The 17,934-nt window shown below is 39.3% G+C and carries 13 protein-coding genes; 4 read left to right on the top strand and 9 right to left on the bottom strand.

The genetic code is table 11. The features are described from left to right. A partial coding sequence (locus tag AB4653_RS02890; protein WP_136996200.1) for a transposase occupies positions 1–459 on the top strand: 459 nt, incomplete at its 5' end. Between the two features lie 163 nt (positions 460–622). Here AB4653_RS02890 and AB4653_RS02885 read toward each other — a convergent pair. The 5 genes from AB4653_RS02885 to AB4653_RS02865 all read right to left on the bottom strand — a co-directional run bounded on the left by AB4653_RS02885 (position 623) and on the right by AB4653_RS02865 (position 10,071). Beyond that, the gene (locus tag AB4653_RS02885) at positions 623–1,732 is read right to left on the bottom strand and encodes a hypothetical protein (protein ID WP_102258364.1); all 1,110 of its coding nucleotides are present in this window, start codon (positions 1,730–1,732) and stop codon (positions 623–625) included. A gap of 1,235 nt (positions 1,733–2,967) precedes the next feature. Continuing rightward, positions 2,968–4,665: a CHC2 zinc finger domain-containing protein gene (locus AB4653_RS02880; RefSeq protein ID WP_102258365.1), complete on the bottom strand. Its 1,698-nt coding sequence runs from the start codon at positions 4,663–4,665 to the stop codon at positions 2,968–2,970. Between the two features lie 11 nt (positions 4,666–4,676). Next, positions 4,677–5,846 (bottom strand): hypothetical protein, encoded by a 1,170-nt coding sequence (locus AB4653_RS02875; protein ID WP_102258366.1) that lies wholly within the window; start codon positions 5,844–5,846, stop codon positions 4,677–4,679. A 39-nt stretch (positions 5,847–5,885) separates the two neighbouring features. Continuing rightward, entirely contained in the window at positions 5,886–7,634 is a 1,749-nt protein-coding gene (locus AB4653_RS02870; RefSeq protein ID WP_102258367.1) for an LPD7 domain-containing protein, read from the bottom strand. A gap of 46 nt (positions 7,635–7,680) precedes the next feature. Then, complete coding sequence (locus AB4653_RS02865; protein WP_102258368.1) at positions 7,681–10,071, bottom strand: DotA/TraY family protein; 2,391 nt, start codon at positions 10,069–10,071, stop codon at positions 7,681–7,683. Positions 10,072–10,145: 74 nt separating this feature from the next. Here AB4653_RS02865 and AB4653_RS02860 point away from each other — a divergent pair, with 74 nt between their 5' ends. From AB4653_RS02860 to AB4653_RS02850, 3 genes are read left to right on the top strand one after another with little or no spacing between them, the layout of a single operon-like run. Continuing rightward, positions 10,146–10,664 carry a hypothetical protein gene (locus tag AB4653_RS02860; protein WP_102258369.1) on the top strand — a complete coding sequence of 173 codons (519 nt, stop codon included), beginning with the start codon at positions 10,146–10,148 and terminating at the stop codon, positions 10,662–10,664. A gap of 2 nt (positions 10,665–10,666) precedes the next feature. Then, positions 10,667–11,077 (top strand): hypothetical protein, encoded by a 411-nt coding sequence (locus AB4653_RS02855; RefSeq protein ID WP_102258370.1) that lies wholly within the window; start codon positions 10,667–10,669, stop codon positions 11,075–11,077. A 9-nt stretch (positions 11,078–11,086) separates the two neighbouring features. Further along, positions 11,087–13,900, top strand: coding sequence for a hypothetical protein (locus tag AB4653_RS02850; RefSeq protein WP_102258371.1), 2,814 nt, complete (start codon positions 11,087–11,089; stop codon positions 13,898–13,900). Between the two features lie 43 nt (positions 13,901–13,943). Here AB4653_RS02850 and AB4653_RS02845 read toward each other — a convergent pair whose 3' ends face one another. From AB4653_RS02845 to AB4653_RS02830, 4 genes are read right to left on the bottom strand one after another with little or no spacing between them, the layout of a single operon-like run. Continuing rightward, positions 13,944–14,945, bottom strand: a complete 1,002-nt coding sequence (locus AB4653_RS02845; RefSeq protein WP_102258372.1) for a hypothetical protein — start codon at positions 14,943–14,945, stop codon at positions 13,944–13,946. A gap of 9 nt (positions 14,946–14,954) precedes the next feature. Then, a complete protein-coding gene (locus AB4653_RS02840; RefSeq protein WP_102258373.1) occupies positions 14,955–16,025 on the bottom strand; it encodes a hypothetical protein in 1,071 nt (356 codons plus the stop codon). After that, positions 16,022–16,924 (bottom strand): hypothetical protein, encoded by a 903-nt coding sequence (locus AB4653_RS02835; RefSeq protein ID WP_102258374.1) that lies wholly within the window; start codon positions 16,922–16,924, stop codon positions 16,022–16,024. Before AB4653_RS02835 ends, AB4653_RS02840 begins: the two co-directional genes overlap by 4 nt. After that, on the bottom strand, positions 16,917–17,930 hold the full coding sequence (locus AB4653_RS02830) for a hypothetical protein (protein WP_102258375.1): 1,014 nt from the start codon (positions 17,928–17,930) through the stop codon (positions 16,917–16,919). The genes AB4653_RS02835 and AB4653_RS02830 overlap by 8 nt, the downstream gene beginning before the upstream one ends. Positions 17,931–17,934 lie beyond the last annotated feature (4 nt).

Genomic DNA, 17,934 nt, shown 5'->3' with positions numbered 1-17,934 from the left:
GCTAAAATCCAAAAACTCTACGGGATAGAATCGCGCTTAAAAGGTGCGCCTGCCGAAGAGCGAAAAGCAGAGCGTCAAGCACTTGCCAAGCCGATACTGGATGAGCTTTACCAATGGATGACAACCCAGAAGGTGATAGGCTCTAGCCCACTGGGCAAAGCGATAAAATACACGCTCGGGCAGTGGTCAAAGCTCACTCGTTATATCGACGATGGCCACTTATCTATCGATAATAATCGCGCTGAACGCGCAATGAAACCGCTGGTTATTGGCAGGAAGAACTGGCTATTCTCTAACACACCAAACGGTGCTGATGCGAGCGCGATGCTTTACAGCATCATCGAGACCGCGAAAGCCAACGGTCTTATCCTCTATGACTACCTAGTCAAGTGCATGAAAGAGTTGGCGAAAGCAGAGCCTGATATCGACGCACTCCTACCTTGGAACTTCAAACACTGACAAGTCGGCCCGTGGGTTCATGGGGCGGATACTAAAAATCTTTTCCTTTCTTACAAATAAAAAAACAGCCAAATGAGAGGCTGTTTTTATGTTTGCACTATGTATATGCAAAGGTATGAGAATTTAGATGTTTACTCTCTACTTTAAAGGGTACCTAATTTGACTAACAAGGTAGACCTGAAAACAACTCATCATCAAGTAAGTCCAATTTATCACTCTTATCTAGACTATCTGCAGTAAGTGATTCGAACTCTACCTCTGTTGTATAAGAGGGTTGAGAGTGTTCAATAATTTCACCGGATAAGGAGTGAGCTTCAAAGGTAAGGGTATTCTTCAATTCGTCACCCATCATTCGCTCAAGCATATTCATTAAACCTGCTTCTGGGGCTACCTCGGTAAATGTATTTAAAGTCCTTAAAGCATTCGTTATAAGTTCCTCAGATGCAGAGCGTTGTTCATCCGACAGCTTACTTAACCTAGTAGCTCGTAGTTGAGTAACGATGGCTGCTAACTTCTTAGCTTCCGTTGCTCTCTGATTTCTATATTTTTTATCTGACGCAGTATTTCGCTTTACGTTCATGGCATTAAATTCAGATGTCTTATCAAAGTCGGACATAAAGGCTGTTTCGTTTGCATCGGCAGATTGATTACGACGTAATGAGTCGGTTTCCACATATATACGCGTCTGCATCAAGTCGACATGGCTTCGACAAGACCAGTAGTATTCTAAACCCGCATTTTTACAGCTTCTTAGAACTCTCAAAAACTCAACGCTATATTGACCATACTCACTGCGTGAAAGACTCTCTACGGAGCGGTTATCTACTACGCAACGAATCAACTTAAAGGCTGTTGTCTCCAGTAAGTAACTATGGGATATCATTAGATCGCAAAGCTTTTTAACCAGAGCACCTTTCACCAGGGAGCGGCCACTCATGTAATTAAGGTGTTTGTTGTTATTAATCTCTGTAAACGTTAACCACTCCTGAATAGACATCGCCTCTTTATTGGCCTCGTATATATACCGGTATTCGTAATGACTTAAATGACCGCGAACGCTTAGCTTGCTGTTGAGTTCCATTGGATTTATAGAATAAATTGAATGTTCAAAAGTGGAGGTTTCAAGGACCTTCATTTCAGATTCCGTGAATGTGTTGATTTTATTTTCACGTTCCGATTTTGCCACCTCCTCATAAAGCATTTCCTTAGCCATGACAAAAGGCCCTACATATTCATAGCTCTCGTCAGCTAGTTGGTTTCGATAAAAATACATAAACACCCCCTAATTCTAATTTCTCTACGTCATCGTATCATTGTCACCAAAGTAAATACGTCGTTTATACATAACCATTTTGGTGAAAGATGTATTTTTACATGATTACATGATATGTGTTGCTATCTAGTCTTACTCATATCGGCTCAAAATCTATTGCTATTCAACATCTCCTCACCACGTCACCTTTCTATTTTGTCGACATCCATCTTTCGCAAGCTCGATCCATCCAATACAGATCTAGATAGCTATCTATTTGCGATCACTCGTTTCATCAAATCCAATTTGAACCTTGCCGTTCTCTTCATCCCAAACCATGTGTGCCTATGAAAGTTGCATTAACTTGTTGGATCAATAACATTACAGATCTACTTGATTACTCACTTTCTGTTGTCCAAATTACCGGTGAATATCAACCTATATTTATGAAGTTTTTCTCCCCCCCCTTTATTGCTATATGAATGTGGCCACAATTCACAGGTATGGCTGGGTTTGTGATGTATTGCTATCAAACGGTATTTAAAATTATGCGATTCACCTCCAGCGAAAGGTGAAATATTGACAGTTATTTGTTAAATCGAAAGTTTGAGTAATGCATTAATTCGCACGAAATGCCCATAAATGCCCCCAAATGACACAAGGTGGCACTAGGATGCAAGCAGGCCACCAATGCATCATGGCGCCAAGTGACACCAAGTGACACCAAGTGACACCATTTGACACCAGAAGGCGCAGTATGGAGCGCTTGGTCCTATAGTGGCACCTTGTATTGATAAGGGTAATTTGAATCTAAGTCGAAAAAATGACCGGAGCAGAGTTCATATCTAATTATAGTGGCATGCATTGTCTTGATATGACACAAGATGCCAGAGGGTTGATTGCCAAAATTCTGGATACTGGCCTGATATCAATCGATATGCGTCCAAACAAAAGAGCTTGCAAGAATACAGGCAGTATTTACCAAGTATGTAATTATACATCGTAAAATTATATGAAATGTATTTTTACATTCAAATGGTGGGGTTTATGTAAAAGTACATCGTGATAGCTTGGGTGGAATAGTGGTCTGTAACGATAGTAGAAGGCTGTGCGTTTGTTTATTTAAATTAGGCAGATTTAGAGGCACCGTTCTTGTCGGAAGAATAATGATTGATAATGCGGAATTGGGTTAGAAAATCGCAACCCAAGCGATATCCTATGTCACGCTTGGGTTTATGAAGTAGGGAGTGAATGTGTTATTTAGTTGGGTTGTTCTGTAATGCTTCTGGCGATAGGTTTTGTGAATGAGATATGTTTTCTATTGCGTGTACAAACAATAATGACTCTGCAAGTTGTAGTTTTACCGATTTGGTTTCAATTTCATAAAAAGGATCGTTCTCATTTCCTGTTAGAGTGGCTTTAATTTTTGCCATCATCATTTTTATATCTCTATCCATTGAGTCGAAGGTTTTGCCCGTATCAATAATGCTTGGAACTTTGTGAGTACTAACGTCAAAGGTATCTATTTCACTTATGCATTTTTTCATGGTGCTAGATCCAACACCACAAACTAGGCTATATATTTCATGCTTTGGTTTGGCTGTAATGTTTATCAGCTTGTTGATTATATCGATCGCCGTTGCCTGGGTCTTTTCGTTCTCACTGCACAACATCTTTTTAGCGAATAGGGCGCTCGATCGTATCGCAAAGTCATACTGGGTCCCTGTTAGCAAAGAGATAGTAGGTAAAGCCATTTTTACAACATCTCCTACAGGAAGTTTTTTGGAGTTTATAGTGTTGAATGCCGTTTTAGGGTTATTCATTACTAGCGAAGAGAATGCATTGTTATCTTGGTTATCTTTTAGCATAACAATATTAAGTTGTTTGTTGCTTCCTATGGTTTCAGTAAAGATAGCTAGCTTAGAAAGCAATCTTGGGTTGGCTATGAACTTTTGTGTGGTAACCCAAGTTAAGTTCTTAGTAGGTAGATTACTCATTTGGCGCAAATGCTGGTGGTTCAATTCTCCAGCTGCAGGTGCGGTGACATTCGTTACATTGGATGAAACTAACTCAATGTATTGGCTAGAGGATTCTGTAATATAAATTTCATCAACGTTTTCAAACATATCTACTTGAGATGGCGGTGGTATCAGTATGGAGTTATGGCTTTCTACGGCATCATTTGGGTAGGTGTCCATAAGATCAAGGTTTTCATCCAAAACTAAGAAGCCAGAACAGTGGAATTGCTTATCAGAACTGTTTTCAGAAACAATAATTGGTAATGAACTTGAGTTGTCTGGTTTGGAAATGGTCATTACCGGTAAATAGTTTGTGTTTGCATAAAATGTGAGCTTGCCATCTTTTAATGTCTTATTTTCTGTAGCAATTCTTTTTATGGTGCTTGAGTCATTAATGAGGTTTACTAATTCAGTTCCATTTCCCGAATCAGTCAGGTAATTGAGCGAGTTTAGACGAGAGCTCATTTCTACGAATGAGTTTGGTAATGATATTTCACTATGTTCGTTGTTTATACGGAAAGGGTTGTAATTGGTTAGTCTATTAAAAAGTTGGTTGGTAAGAGGCAAGCTGCTTACCTTTATGGCCGTACTCCTAGCCTTATCAATTTGCGCCATGTCCTTCATAAGTGCTTCTAGGTCATATCCAGAATATGAACATAGCTTTTCAATGGCCTTGTAAAAAGGTAATTGAAGGTGCTTTGTAAAGACATCAATTGCATCTCCACTTTCATTGCAACCGAAGCAGTGGAATGTACCACCGTCGTTATTAACAACGAGAGAGGGGGTCTTGTCATCATGGAAAGGGCAGCAGGCCTGATATTTATCGTCGGAATTTATTTTTTTTACTTTAGATAGTCCAATCTCTCTTTCTAAAATGTCGATAATATTAACTTTGCTCTTTATTTCATCAATAATGAATGAGGGTATGAAGGCCATAGTTCTCCTCCCTAAGAAATTAACTTTGGATTGTGAGGTTGTGAGTAATTCAGGCTGTGACTCAGCGGAGTTAGTGGGGTGGGTCTATTCGTTTTGAATAATTTGTTATTAGCTTTTGCTGCAGCCTGTTCATCAGGAGTAATTTTTACCTCTTTGAAGGCCTTTATTGAAGTAATAATGTCCTTTTTGAGTATTGTACAGGGTATCGCTTTCTGTTTCAGATTTTCGGATATGTAAGTAGTGAATGTTTCACTTCCCCATATAAGAACAGGTTCCATACCAGGCTTTTGTTTTGTTATATATTTTAACGAAAATGATTTAGCAAGCTCGATATGTTCATGATTAAATGTAATCTGGCCCGATTGAAATTGATTAATAGTTAGGCCGTTCGAGACTTTATGGATTCTTGTCCCATTATGATCCAAGGTTTGTTTTATGTATGACAGAAAAGGAATACAAGAGCGGAGTCCTTTATGGATCTCTTTCCTCTTAACTTTACTTGGAGAATTTGACAGTCGAATGGTTGCAAGCTGATCAGGACTAAAGCAGAAGCCATTATATTCTGATTGAAAAGTTGGTACGTAACCCCTTTCCTTAGATGGCATTAGCAATGATACCGGATCAACTTTACGGTTGCTAAGGCGCAGCATATCTATTTTATTACTGAGATCATCTACACTCGTTCTTAGAGCAATGTTGCATCTTAATTCGTGATTTAACTTGGACTGCATATAACGCAATTCATTATCATTAACGAGTTTTGACATGATGTTTTTATTACAAGTACTCAGCATTGCTACTTGAGATGAAATCGAGTAGCAACTTTGCTGAATATCTGAGGTCGTATTTATGATAGTAGGCACATTTAAGCTATCAATCGCACCATCAATCTTAGAGAGGTTAATGTCGATTAAATCATGAAGTTCAGTTGGTATGAGGTCCCCAAATGTATCGAGCTCTACTTTTATACTAACTAGCGACTGAATGTATAAAGTGACACTATTTCTGTCTTTCCAGTCAGCACGTAAGAGTATTTTCAAGCGCTGTGATGTAGTTTCAGAGAAAGAGTTGAACTCCCCTTTAATATAGTCGTCAGTGGTTTTGTTTTTACCTAGTTCAGCATTCAGTTTTTTTAGCTTTTTTATGGCTTCGGTAGGCGTGAGCTTTGACCATTGGTTCATTAAATTACCTTAAATCTTTCGTTTTTAATGCGAAGTAAATTACATGCTTATTTGAATGCGGCTGTTATTTCTAGGGGACTGTTCTTCCATTTCAGCTTCTTTATTGATGCCTTGACTAGAAGCTAGTGTGCCACTTAAGCCTTTATCGGTAATCGGTTTTACCACTTTAGGTGGGATATCTTCTTTAAGTGATTTAAGATCACGAGAGGTGACTTTCTCTGTAGGTTTCGTAAATTCTTGCGTATGAATGCGAGTATCTATCTCAATCACCTGAATGCCTTTTTTACTCGCTAACATTGAGACTTTTTCAATGTAATTTGCATTACCACTCACAGCAATGGTGTTCCATCCAAGTTGCTCTGCTAATTTAACCGCGTGCTTAGCGTTTGCTTTGCGGCTTGTGCCTGTAAACTTGAACATATCCCCGTAATCTTTGATGACACCATTGAATCTGAGATTATGTTCTGCGTGATCATCGTTGTACTTTATTCCTCTGTGCATGTCGGACATGAATATACTCTTCTTGATAGCCATAGTTCGCTCAACCCCTTTAAATACACTTTGGGCTATGGATATAGATTTTTTATTATTTCGAGAAAATTCAGGTTGTACCCAAGCAACAGTATCTAACGTATCGCTAGCTGCGTTTGGGTTGATAGGTAGCTCGTCATCAAATTCAATTTCTGAATGCACACTATTGGCGCTGATATCGGACTTTTCTTGTGGGTACTCAATGTTGGAACCAGCAGGTTGGTCATAGTTTTGATTATTGACATCGACAGTTTGGCTGGCAGATGTTTGTTTATTGCGAATTTCCTTAATTGTTTCAATGTTGGCATTGATAGATTTTGATAAATCTTTGATCTGATGGAAAGTTTCATGCTCATCAAGCGAAGCATCTTGGAGTTTCGTCAACGTTTTGGATACAACTGATTGTAGATTGTTTTGGTTCTTTATAAGGTCATCGGCCTTGCTATCTATAGTCTTGTTACGGATCATGGCTTCAAGAGGAGTGTTTAAACGAGACATGTTTTGAATCAGTTTATTTGCGTATGCTAAAGAAGATTCATTTTTTTGTGCTTGTTCTTCACTATCATCGTTAATGCTCGGCGGTTCTATGTTATCTAGATACTCTGATAGTGAGTCTGAAATTGCAGCCCCAATATTTACGAAGTTCAGGTCTTTAATTTTTAATAATCCGACTTTGTGGCTTTCTAGTTCAGATGAGTCTACATGCTCTATTAAGTCTTCAAGTTGAATCAAGGCAGAGTTTATTTTCGTTGAGCAAGCTAAGCTTTTTTCAACTTCCACGTCACTTGAATTAAGGTATATTTCGTTTTCATTCGCAACTTCTAATGTTAACTCGATGGCTGAATGCAATTTATCGCTATTGGAGATTTGATTAGCTTCGATTACTGATTCTTCAAGATCGGCCTCTTGTGATCCTTCAAGGTCAGCGTCTTGTGATTCTTCAAGTTCGGCCTCTTGTGATTCTTCAAGATCGGCCTCTTGTGATCCTTCAAGGTCGGCCTCTTGTGATTCTTCAAGTTCGGCCTCTTGTGATCCTTCAAGGTCAGCGTCTTGTGATCCTTCAAGGTCAGCGTCTTGTGATTCTTCAAGATCGGCCTCTTGTGATTCTTCAACTTCAGTTACTTGCTCAACAGCAGGTTCAGATGTAGATACTAAAGCATCACTAGAAATGATTTCCTCATCTTCTTCCCCTTGAATTTCAGCTTGTCTGTTTGCTTCCTTTATAGCTTGTCTTGCTTTAGCTCCGAATCCGCCCATGAAAATCTCCTGTTAAATTGAGTGGTTAGTTAAATCTGAGTTTTTATTAAACACCTTTTACTGGGTTCTTTAGCATTGATTGGGTCACGGTTGATACATTACCTGCCAATGTGCCGGACATTTGTTGTGATGTAGACATAGCGCTGTCGTGAGAGTTGTCTTCGATCGCATTTCTAAAGCTCAGCATCCTTTGAAATTGGTCCGGTAGTTCCCAAATAAGGCTGTGATTTTTGATAATCCCGGCAGTCATAACAATCGCATTGACAAAAAGTGTCCCCAAAATGGCTAAAAAGTTAAACCCACCGTAACTGGCAGAGACAGAAGCCGCTTCTAAAGTCCAATGTAAATAGTATCCAAGCGCAATATTTAAGATCATTGCCAAAAAGAAACACATCGTCATTAGAGTTGGGCGGATTAAAAGTGTAAGTATTATGTTTGCGCCTTCTTGAAATCGACCACCAAATGTCCGTTCATTTTGTGGGTCGTTTAACGCCATGGCGCCACCCCACCAACCAGAAGAAATAATCGAGCCCATTGCGTATGAGAAGAAAGAAAATACCGCAACACTCCACATGATATAAGGTATATTAGGGACTATGTAAGAGTAAAAGACCCCTATACCTAGTAAGGACAGAATTAAAGCCGCACTCATTGCGCCACCTTTTTCTGCTAGAGCTTCAAAATCAATTGCGGCACCACCTATTTGATTAAGACCTTCTTTCATCACGGTACCCGCTGGAGTGATGGAAGATGCGACGGAAACTGCAGCATACGTAAAAGCTGTATTGATGATTACATTTCCGATAGTTCGCATTTCAACGAGAGGGTTAGGGAAGTACACTCCGTTACTATCCGAACGGATAATTTCAATAATATTTTGCCCCATCGATTGAGCTAGTTGAGTTGTCGTGAACTTGTCCATTGATGAGTTCATGATGTTTTGTATATCGTTGTTTAATGAGTATTTTTGAGCAGAGTTATAAAACATCAATATGTTTTTTTGGGGGATTTCTAGGTTGTCGTAACTATGACCAAAACTCTTAAACCATTTTACAACTCCCGCAAATATGGAATCTGTGGTGTTTGGACGCCAGTGAGGTTGCTCTCGGTCACCGTAGATATCAGATAGAATCATTGTAATCTCCATCTGCCTTACACTTAGCATTGTGTAAAAACCACCTAGGCCCATAAATCCTACATCGGCAACGGCTTCTGCGTAAACAGACGATAGTGATGATCCATTAAGAGGGGAAGAACTTTGATTTAAGCGATCTTTCAATTCGTTAGAAAGGTCACCTATCATTTCATCTTGCATACGCTCACGGTAAACGGCGTATTTTTTTGCAAGTTCTTCCATGTTGTTAAGGTTATTCGTTGTGAGTTTTTTAGCTATGTTGTGAATTAATGGTTCTTTCCATATTTTATTCAAATATTCACCGGCTTTTTCTGCTCCAACTTGGTGAGAGGTAAGGAGCAAAATATCTTCCAAACTATCGAGTGAATTTGGAGTTTGATAATTGAACAAAGTAAGCTGGCCGCAGTCTCCGTTTCCGTTTGCGCCAAAATATGCCACATGTTTATATATTTTGAATTCTTGGTTTGGTGTAATCCGATATTTCCCTTTGTCGTCGATTTTAACATTATCCATACCCTTATATGCATCAGGAGATACGCCATCCATTAACCCCATTGCGATTGAACAAGTTTTAGCTTCCAGGATGTAGTCGACAAATCGAGCAACTTTAGGTTGAGGTTGATAAGCCATACCAGGGGAAAGGGTGTAAGGAACGGAAATTTTGATAGTAGCTGTGGCAGCTCCAAGACCAATCAAAATGATGAATATTGTAATTCCTTGCAGTAGCGACATACCTCCTAATGCGGGTATCGGAAAGGTGATTAGTGATCCTATAGATCCGCGTGCCATTAAGAATGGCAAGGACTCTTCTTTATCGACTGTTAGATATGAAATGTCCATCGACCTTTTGAACATAAACAATAATGATGACCCAACAAGCGTAACTATAATTATTATGATGCCTATTGAGTTCATTATTTTGGCGTAAAGGGTCCCGAGGGTTACCGTCTTGGTAGAAGCGTTGCTGTCTGAAGTACCATTGAGTAGCCTTAAAACGTGACTAACGGGTTCACCAAAAACTAATTTCATTTGGTGAAAGAAAATATCGTTATTACTTGGACCTGAGAAAAAACCCTTGGGTAGCCATACACCTTGCTTGTCAGTAATTTCAATAGCTCTATCCTTCAAACTTTCAAAGTGAGCTTTGTTTTTTTCAGCGATATCGGAAGGAAATTTTGAATCAGAAGTGACGTCTGTTACTGCTGATGTTGTATTGGCATGTCCGTCTGGAGGAAGCAAAAATATTATCGTGATCAATATAGGAAAAAATATATTGCTGCCTATCCAATTTTTTCTATTCATTTCCCTTCCTAAACTCTTACAATGACTATTTATATTGTATAGTGTAAATCATAAATCGGCAATAAGGACAGGCAATGCTATCAAATGATGACATAGAAGCGTGGTTGGCAAAATTCGATGATGATGAACGAAAGGTTATTGAGCAGGTGGATAATCTCGAAGGTTGGGCTGTAGATTCGGATAGTGAGGTGCAGTCTTACTTCGACATTATTAGTTCTTTGTTAGAACAAAAACAAACAATTAATGAGTCCCTTAAGGACGATGAGTTAGCAAGCATGGTTGGTGGAATCTCAGATTTGTTTGGAAGGAGGGTCACCATTGAGGATTTGGTGAACTTACAAAGTCAATTGAGCTTTTCACGATCAATGAAGTTATTTGGTGATATTTGTTACATCTCCGAGTCAGATGCACACAAGATGCTTGATGTTCCGAGTTCGTCTGTTTCCTCCCAGCATGAAAACATATCAAATTCGATTTTAACTAGACGCATATATCTATTTTTGAAGTTGAAACTATTTCAACGAGTGTTCAATTCTGAACGTCAGCAATTAGTGATCAACAACCTAAAATCACAATTCAATTTGGAAGAATAAGTATGTCCAATTTAAATAGAAAATTCATAGCATTAATCATTCTCGGTACAACGTTTAGCTTTGCCGGAGGGCTACAAGCAGCTACTTGCAAATCCAGTTCACAGCTTTTGCAAGAGAAAATGTCTCGATATGGAATGCCTGAATTCCCAAGTCTCTTGGAGGATTGTGGGCTGAATGAACTAATTAATGGTTTTGGTGGTGAGATTTTCAAGTCTATAAAGCTACCCGATTTCGGCAATTTTTGTGGGTACTCTGCTAAGGATATTGGTAATTGGTATGGCGTTGACATGCCGGACAGTATAGGAACAGGGGTAGGGTATAAATTTAATGATGTGAAGCCTTCAAGCTTAGTTAACGGAAGCGAATTGTTCGAATCTGGCAGTGGGTTAGGTTTAAGAATGGATGTTGAGTAGGCGCAGTGTATGAGTGACTATACAAAGCACGTTGTAAGTAAGGAGTACTTACAAAACAGACCCAAAACAAAAATCGAAAAATTCTTTGATTTTCTTCAGAGCGACAGTGTTATATGGCTATACAGCTTATCCCTTATAACATTTTTCGTAATGCCATTTATTTTTCCATTAGTTGCAACTTTAGTCCACATTTTGATCAGGACCAGAGCTAATTTGCGGTGCAATTTTCCCTATTATTCTCCGATAACATCTGGTGATAAGGTTGATTATTTCAACCCTTCTCCGGCAAAGGGTTCTAAAGGCGAAGTAAAATATGACCCTGCTGATGGGATTGCATATTTTGGCAATGTTTACGGTACCAATGAACAGGCATGGTTTTCTAACTCTATGCTTCGACAGCATCTAGCTTTTTTAGCAACAACGGGGTCAGGTAAGACTTTCACAATATCTGGTATCGGCTCAGCCAATGCTCTTGTATGGGGTGCCGGTTATATGTACGTGGATGCAAAAGCTGATTTATCAATAATTCTCATGCATCAAACGATGATGTGGAGAACAAATCGTATAGACGATTTTTTTCTGCTTAACTACATACGTGGTAGTCGAAATCGAAATAAATATGCTACTGATAGGACAACCAACACCTACAATTTGGTTGAAAGTGGTTCAGCGGCACAGAATACTGAAACCTTTAAGTCGTTAATGTCTGGTGATGGTGATATTTGGGCAAAGCGAGCAGATTCCCTTGTTGCCGGCTTGATGCGTCCAACCCATTGCTTGAGAGATTTGGGTGAGATTCAATTGTCTATTCCTGCCCTGTTGGATTACTTAGTTTTAGAAACTGCGGGTTCATTGCTTGGAAATGAATTAATTCCAGAGGTAGAGAAAAAAGAGTTGATGGGTTTCATCAAAACCTTACCTGGTATGACTGCAGAATTCTTCCAAAAGATAACAAGGGGTGAAAGCGTACAAAGCCCACAGGTTTATGATCAATGGGGTTTTGCAGCAATGCAGATCGTCGTTGTATTTAACACTTTAGGTGGTGACTATGCGGATATCTTTGGTGTTATCCGAGGTGAAATTGATATAGAAGCGATTGTTAACCAAGATCGCGTATTATTAGGGTTGCTTCCTGCGCTGGAAGGTTCTACAGAATCCGTCGCCAGTATGGGGCGAATCATCATGGCTTCCAGAAAGGGCATAATGGGGCAATCTCTAGGTGATGTCTTTGTTGGTGAAGTAAAAAAGAACCTAAAACAAAGGCCGACAAACGCGCCATACCCATACATCAATATCATGGACGAAGTAGGGATGATGTTTTCTGAAGGTGAAGGTGCTGTTGCTGCCCAGGCTCGTGGTTTAGGCTATTCGGCGTGGTATTCTGCGCAGGATATCCCTGCCCTTAAGAAGCTTGGTGGATCGATTGAATCTGAGGTAGATACAGTTTTAGGTAACACAACGATTAAGGTAGCCGGAAGGATAATTGACGATGTTACGTTCGAGTTGTATAGCAAACTAGCAGATATTGATTATGTTTGGCAGCGAGAAGGGATGGACCTCGATTATTCGGAGTCTACAGGAGCTCAAAGGCAAAAAGAATCTAGAGCATCTTATAAAGAGGAATCTCGATTAGACCGACGTGAAGTTTCAAGGTTACGCGAAGGCGAAATTTACGTAAATGCTGTAGATAGATTGCATAGGATAGATGGCCCCAACTTGCACCCTAAAGAGTTGGAAACGCTTACGATTAATGATTTCTGGATGATGTTGCCAGAACCTGCGGAAGAATTACGTGAAAATGTTGACGATTGGCTATTGCTGTACTCTGAGTACGAACTTATTACGAGTAATAAGTCAAAGTTAAACACCATCGATTTGTCTTTTGTTCAAGAAATTGGGAAGCTTTCAAACATTCTATCTTTAGCTGAAACTGCAACAGATAATTCTTTGTCTAAATCAATGCTGTCGTTTTCAGCGTTTGTAAGAGATAGCGTTGAAGAAATGCGAGATTTAGGCGAACAGCATAACTCTTACATGGATAGTTTGTACGCTGCAGAGCCTTCGGTGGTATCGAATGATGCAATTGAGGAAAAGCCTACTGAGAGGGTACATGAGGTACCTCCCGTAGATACAAGGGAAATGGACGTCTTAAATGATTTAGATTTTAATTTGCCATCTTCATCGCATGATGAATCTGTTTCTGATGGTGACCACTTTGAAGTTACTCCGACTCTTGATGGTGAAAACAAAGGAGAAGTTGTTAGTGAGAGCAAACAGAGTGATTCAGGAGTTATTTTTACCTCAGACGTCATTACAACTGAAGGTAATGTACCTTCCAGTGATGATGCATCCGTAGCATCTCTTAATGCTCAGTCCGAAGATGCCGATATAAATGATGATTTAAACACTTTACTTGGTATTGGTACTGAAGCTGATATCGAGCAACTTAATGCATTAGATTCGATATTCAAAGCGCAAGGTACCTCTAAAGAGGAAACCATTAACAGCCTTGCAACTATTTCTGCATTGTCACTACGAAGTGAGCAGATACAAGAGCAGTTAAATAACGAAGAATTATCTTCGGAAACCGCTATTGAGAGAATGAACTCGCCAGTATCGGAGAGTGAGTTACGTTCGCACACTCTAAAAAGTACTTCAGTTGTAAATGACTTCTATAGGAAAACCGAACACCCGCACGATCCAATCCCTCAAACGAATAAAGCGTTAGCGATAAGTATACTTAAAAAAGTGAAGTTAGATATTCAGCAATCGATTATTGCTAAAGGTTATATTAAGGAAGAAGAGGCCTCGGAAGTGGAGTAGAGGATGAATTGCATTGGAGTCTGCTATGAGACTCCAATGGTCTTTATTGACCCATCGTGTGTGTAGAGATGCTTGAACTCGGCATGATTAAGGATTTGAAAGCTTGAAAAATATTACCAACATTCGCTAAAAACTCATCAAGCGATTCTTTGTTAAATTGGTCGAAAATCCCATCCGAAGATTCCAGTTGGTTTCCCGCGTATTCCTTATCTAAAGTTGGGGCCGTCTTCTTAATGATATTATTGAGAGTTTCCATTTGTACGTTGGACTCATTGCACATTGCTCGCATTTGGTTAAGGTACTCTGTGGATATGGTTTTAGATGATACGTCTAAAGTACCTTGATTTAAAACATCCGTACTTTGAAATTCAATATTGTTTAACAAGTCTTTATGGGCAGCTAGCGTAATTCTTAATTGATTTGAGAATGCCGCATCATCTTGCATTGCAGACAGAAGATCGCCTTGATTAAGCGCATTTATGTCTGAAATGCCTTTATTTTCAAATATTTCATTTAGAGTTTTAAAATGACTTTCAGTAAGAGCTAGGCTTCGGTTAAACTTGTCTTGTGAATTTAGTATCTTTTGGGTGTTTTCTTCAAGCATTCTTATGTGTTTGTTTTTTCGTTGTTTTTTATATTCCACATCTAAAGACTTAGGGCTACCGAATTTTAAAAAGTTCAAAAAACTCGGTGATGAACTATTGTTGTTTTTGGTGTTCTCCAGTTCAAACTCTGCTTTTAATTTTTCGTAAAGTACAGAGTTGTCGTGTAACTCTTGCTTTACAAGTGCATTCAAATGTTCATCGTCGCAGTATGTTTTGTCGGCGTCGAAAGATCTGTCATTTATCTTGAATTCTTCAAGTCTATGAGCATTTTCTGGAGCAGATTCGTACAATTGCTTTAGGGCCTCAAGTTCCTTTTGTACCGCCTCGTCAAATACTCTTGCGTGTATTCGTATGTGTTCCAATGATTCGGTTGAAGAAAGTGTATCGTGAACATTTGAACCACCCACATTGATAGAGTCAGCGTTGATTTTATTCTTCATGAGTGATCCTTAGATTGTATCTACGTTATTGGTTGCGATAAGAATATTTTGTTGGCTAGTTTTTTTTAGAGATTCAGACAAAATGTAATTACTTAATGAAACTTGTTTGTTGAGTTCTGCTAGAAGCGGCGTAGGGTCACCGAAATTCAACAAATCATCTCTCCATGAACTACCGCCCCCGTACGTACGGTCTACTTCTTTTTCAATTAGGCTAAGTTTGCTTTCACCATGAGAAGCTACTGTTCTATCAGCGACCGCATCATAAAAGGCACCTTTGGAAACTTCCAATTTAGCTGCCTTAGCACTTTGCAATAAATATTCGGTTCTACTTACATTGCTTTCTGAATTAGCCATTGCCGGGTCTAGTGAAATTGAATCAGTTTGTTTTGCAGTTAATACATCAATACCGTCGATCATCATCTTTACTTGCGAACTATCTAGTTTTGTTGATGAAAGAGCCGTCGACATGGTTATGTGCTCGTTGTTGCTGTATCGATTTGCAATCCCAGAGATTCGAACCGAAAATGGAATGCTATTCGGTTCATAGTTCTTAACTGACGTTTTACTTAGCTCCCTTAGTGTTAGGTTAGATGATTGATTGCTGTTTTTACTTGCCATACCTATATCATCTGACTCACAGTGATTAGGTGGTGGCATAGAAGCCATCGTAAGGCGGTTATTAGCCGCCTCAGTTAAAGCTTTGATCTGCATATCGCCACTTGTAGAAATGGCTTTTACGATGGCTGAAGAGCCGTCGGACTGACCAGCATTTAAGATTTTTCCGAAACCACCGAGTACACTCGATAGTAATGGTTCAAACATCTCTTCGAACTGTGATGTAAGCTGGTTAATTATGTCATCTAGTCCTGCATTAGCCTTCGGAGAATACGTAAATGCCGCAGCGGCGAGAGCTCCAACTGCAATGTATTTAGTATTTACAGGGGCCGGTTCAATTATAGATGTTGAGTTATTCAAGCTCGATGGTGTTGCCCAAGAGTTGAATGTTGTTGAGTAATCGATATAGGAAGAAAAAGTAATCGCTTCACTATCTTTTTTTACTTTACATTCCATTTTTCTCATTCTTGAATTTCCTTCTTTGTTGAAAGGGCATCTATGCACTCTGCTACAAGTAAGTTCTGCTCTGCTACTAGCAGTTCGAACATTATCTGAACAGAACTACTTTTCTGGTAGATGACCTCTTGAGCTAATGAGATATCCGCAGCTGTTTCATTCATAGATGTTCGCCACTTCTCAGATTGATAAGTGGATCTGATTTTCTCAAATGAATCTATATGGCGATTCGTATAAATTCGCGACATTTCATAATTCAAAATTGCTGTATTAAGAGTACGCTTAGCACTTTGGCAAACTCTTAAGTAATCAAGCGTGAAACTTTCAAGCTTTTGTTGAGGTGTGTTTATTCTTTGGAATTGGTCGCGTAAACCTAAGTATTCTTGTTCATCCATAGGTTCGGTTCGTTGAGAATCAATGAAAGAACAAGCATATGTTGGTAGGCACTCACCTAATGGTTTTGTAGATAAAACACCTTGTCGGTTTAATTCGCGGGCTAGGTTTTCCGATTGAATCAATCGCTTTACGCCAACATGGGCTAGGCTATTGTAGGAACAAGGGTCACTTAAAGGCTGTATTCTATGTAAATAGTCATTGTTGAAGATTTGTTGCATTGCATTGGGGACCATATCTATGGCCTGTGTTGCCCCTTTACTGAACATGCTAGTCATTTCTTTTATGAACATGTCATACAGTTCACTAAGTGTCATTTCCCCCAAGTCTAGGAATGGCTTCGCCGCCCAACCAATTTTTTCCCCCGCAGCTATAGCTGCAGCGGTAATAACGATGGCATGGCTATCGCTGGAGTATGTCATTGTTCCAGCAGCTACAGCTCCACCAGCTGCGTATCGGAAAAAATCCCTTCTATTGCAATCTATTTTAGTGTGACCATAATCCAAATTAGCCATTTTCACTCTCCAGTTTGGATGAACTTTTCACTAAATTTCGTAATTCAGCTATTTTTAATCGTTCAACTTGTATTTTATTCTCAACAGCTTGTATGGGATTGTAGTATTGGATAGCTGTGGTGAGTGATGGAGAGTTAGATACGGCATTATTGAATAATTCATTAGAACTCAGTGAGAGTGTTTCTAGGTGTAGCAATTCGATACTTGAAAGCTTCGAATTTGGATACATTTTATTGAGTTCAGAACTTAAGGATTTTCTGAACTCTACCGGTACATTCGAAGACGCTATACGTTGAATAAAGATACCCATCAAGGCATCAATGACGATATTTTCTTTAATCTGGTCTGATTGATTAACAATGGCATCAAGGTTTGAAGTTGAATCTTCATAGGATGGTCTATCTCCTATGAGAGCAGCGATCTCTTGTTCAGCTCGCTTTGTGTCATCAAAGTGACTTACGCCGATGAGTTTTTCCAACTCTTTAAATTCAGGTTCGCCTTGAGAGTTCAACAACGTACTAAAGGTCTTATTTCGATAAAATATCGCTTCACTTAAGTTTTCAGACTTAATTTCAAAATATTCGTGTATCGTATTTCTTGCTTTTGGAGTGGCAGAACCAATAGCTTTGTTTAATCTGTTGTTCGCTTTTGAGAGTTCGCCGTTCGCACATGCCGTGGATGGGGTATACAGATCCAAGCTGATTTCATGATTCATCAACTCAGTCATCTTAAATATTGTTGCTTCATAGGATTGAGTTATGTTTTTGGCCATATCTCCATTTTTTTCTTTTGTTGTTTCTTTGTTGTTATCGGTGTATCGATCAAAAGCATCTTGGAAGTTACTTGAGAATCGATACCCCAAAAATCTCATAAGGATGGCACCGCCTTGCTCGATAAGTTGTTCCATGAGTTCTTCTGGGCTTAGAGGCATGCTAAATGCGTTAGCGGTTTTAGGAGTAACAAGAGCTACACCACCGCCAATTGCCCCTCCCGCAATTAACCCCATGCAT

The sequence above is a fragment of the Vibrio sp. 10N.222.48.A3 genome, from assembly GCF_041475345.1.
GTDB lineage: Bacteria > Pseudomonadota > Gammaproteobacteria > Enterobacterales > Vibrionaceae > Vibrio > Vibrio tasmaniensis_A.
The sequence above is the reverse complement of the archived record's forward strand: the minus strand, read 5'-3'. Positions and strand labels throughout refer to the sequence as shown.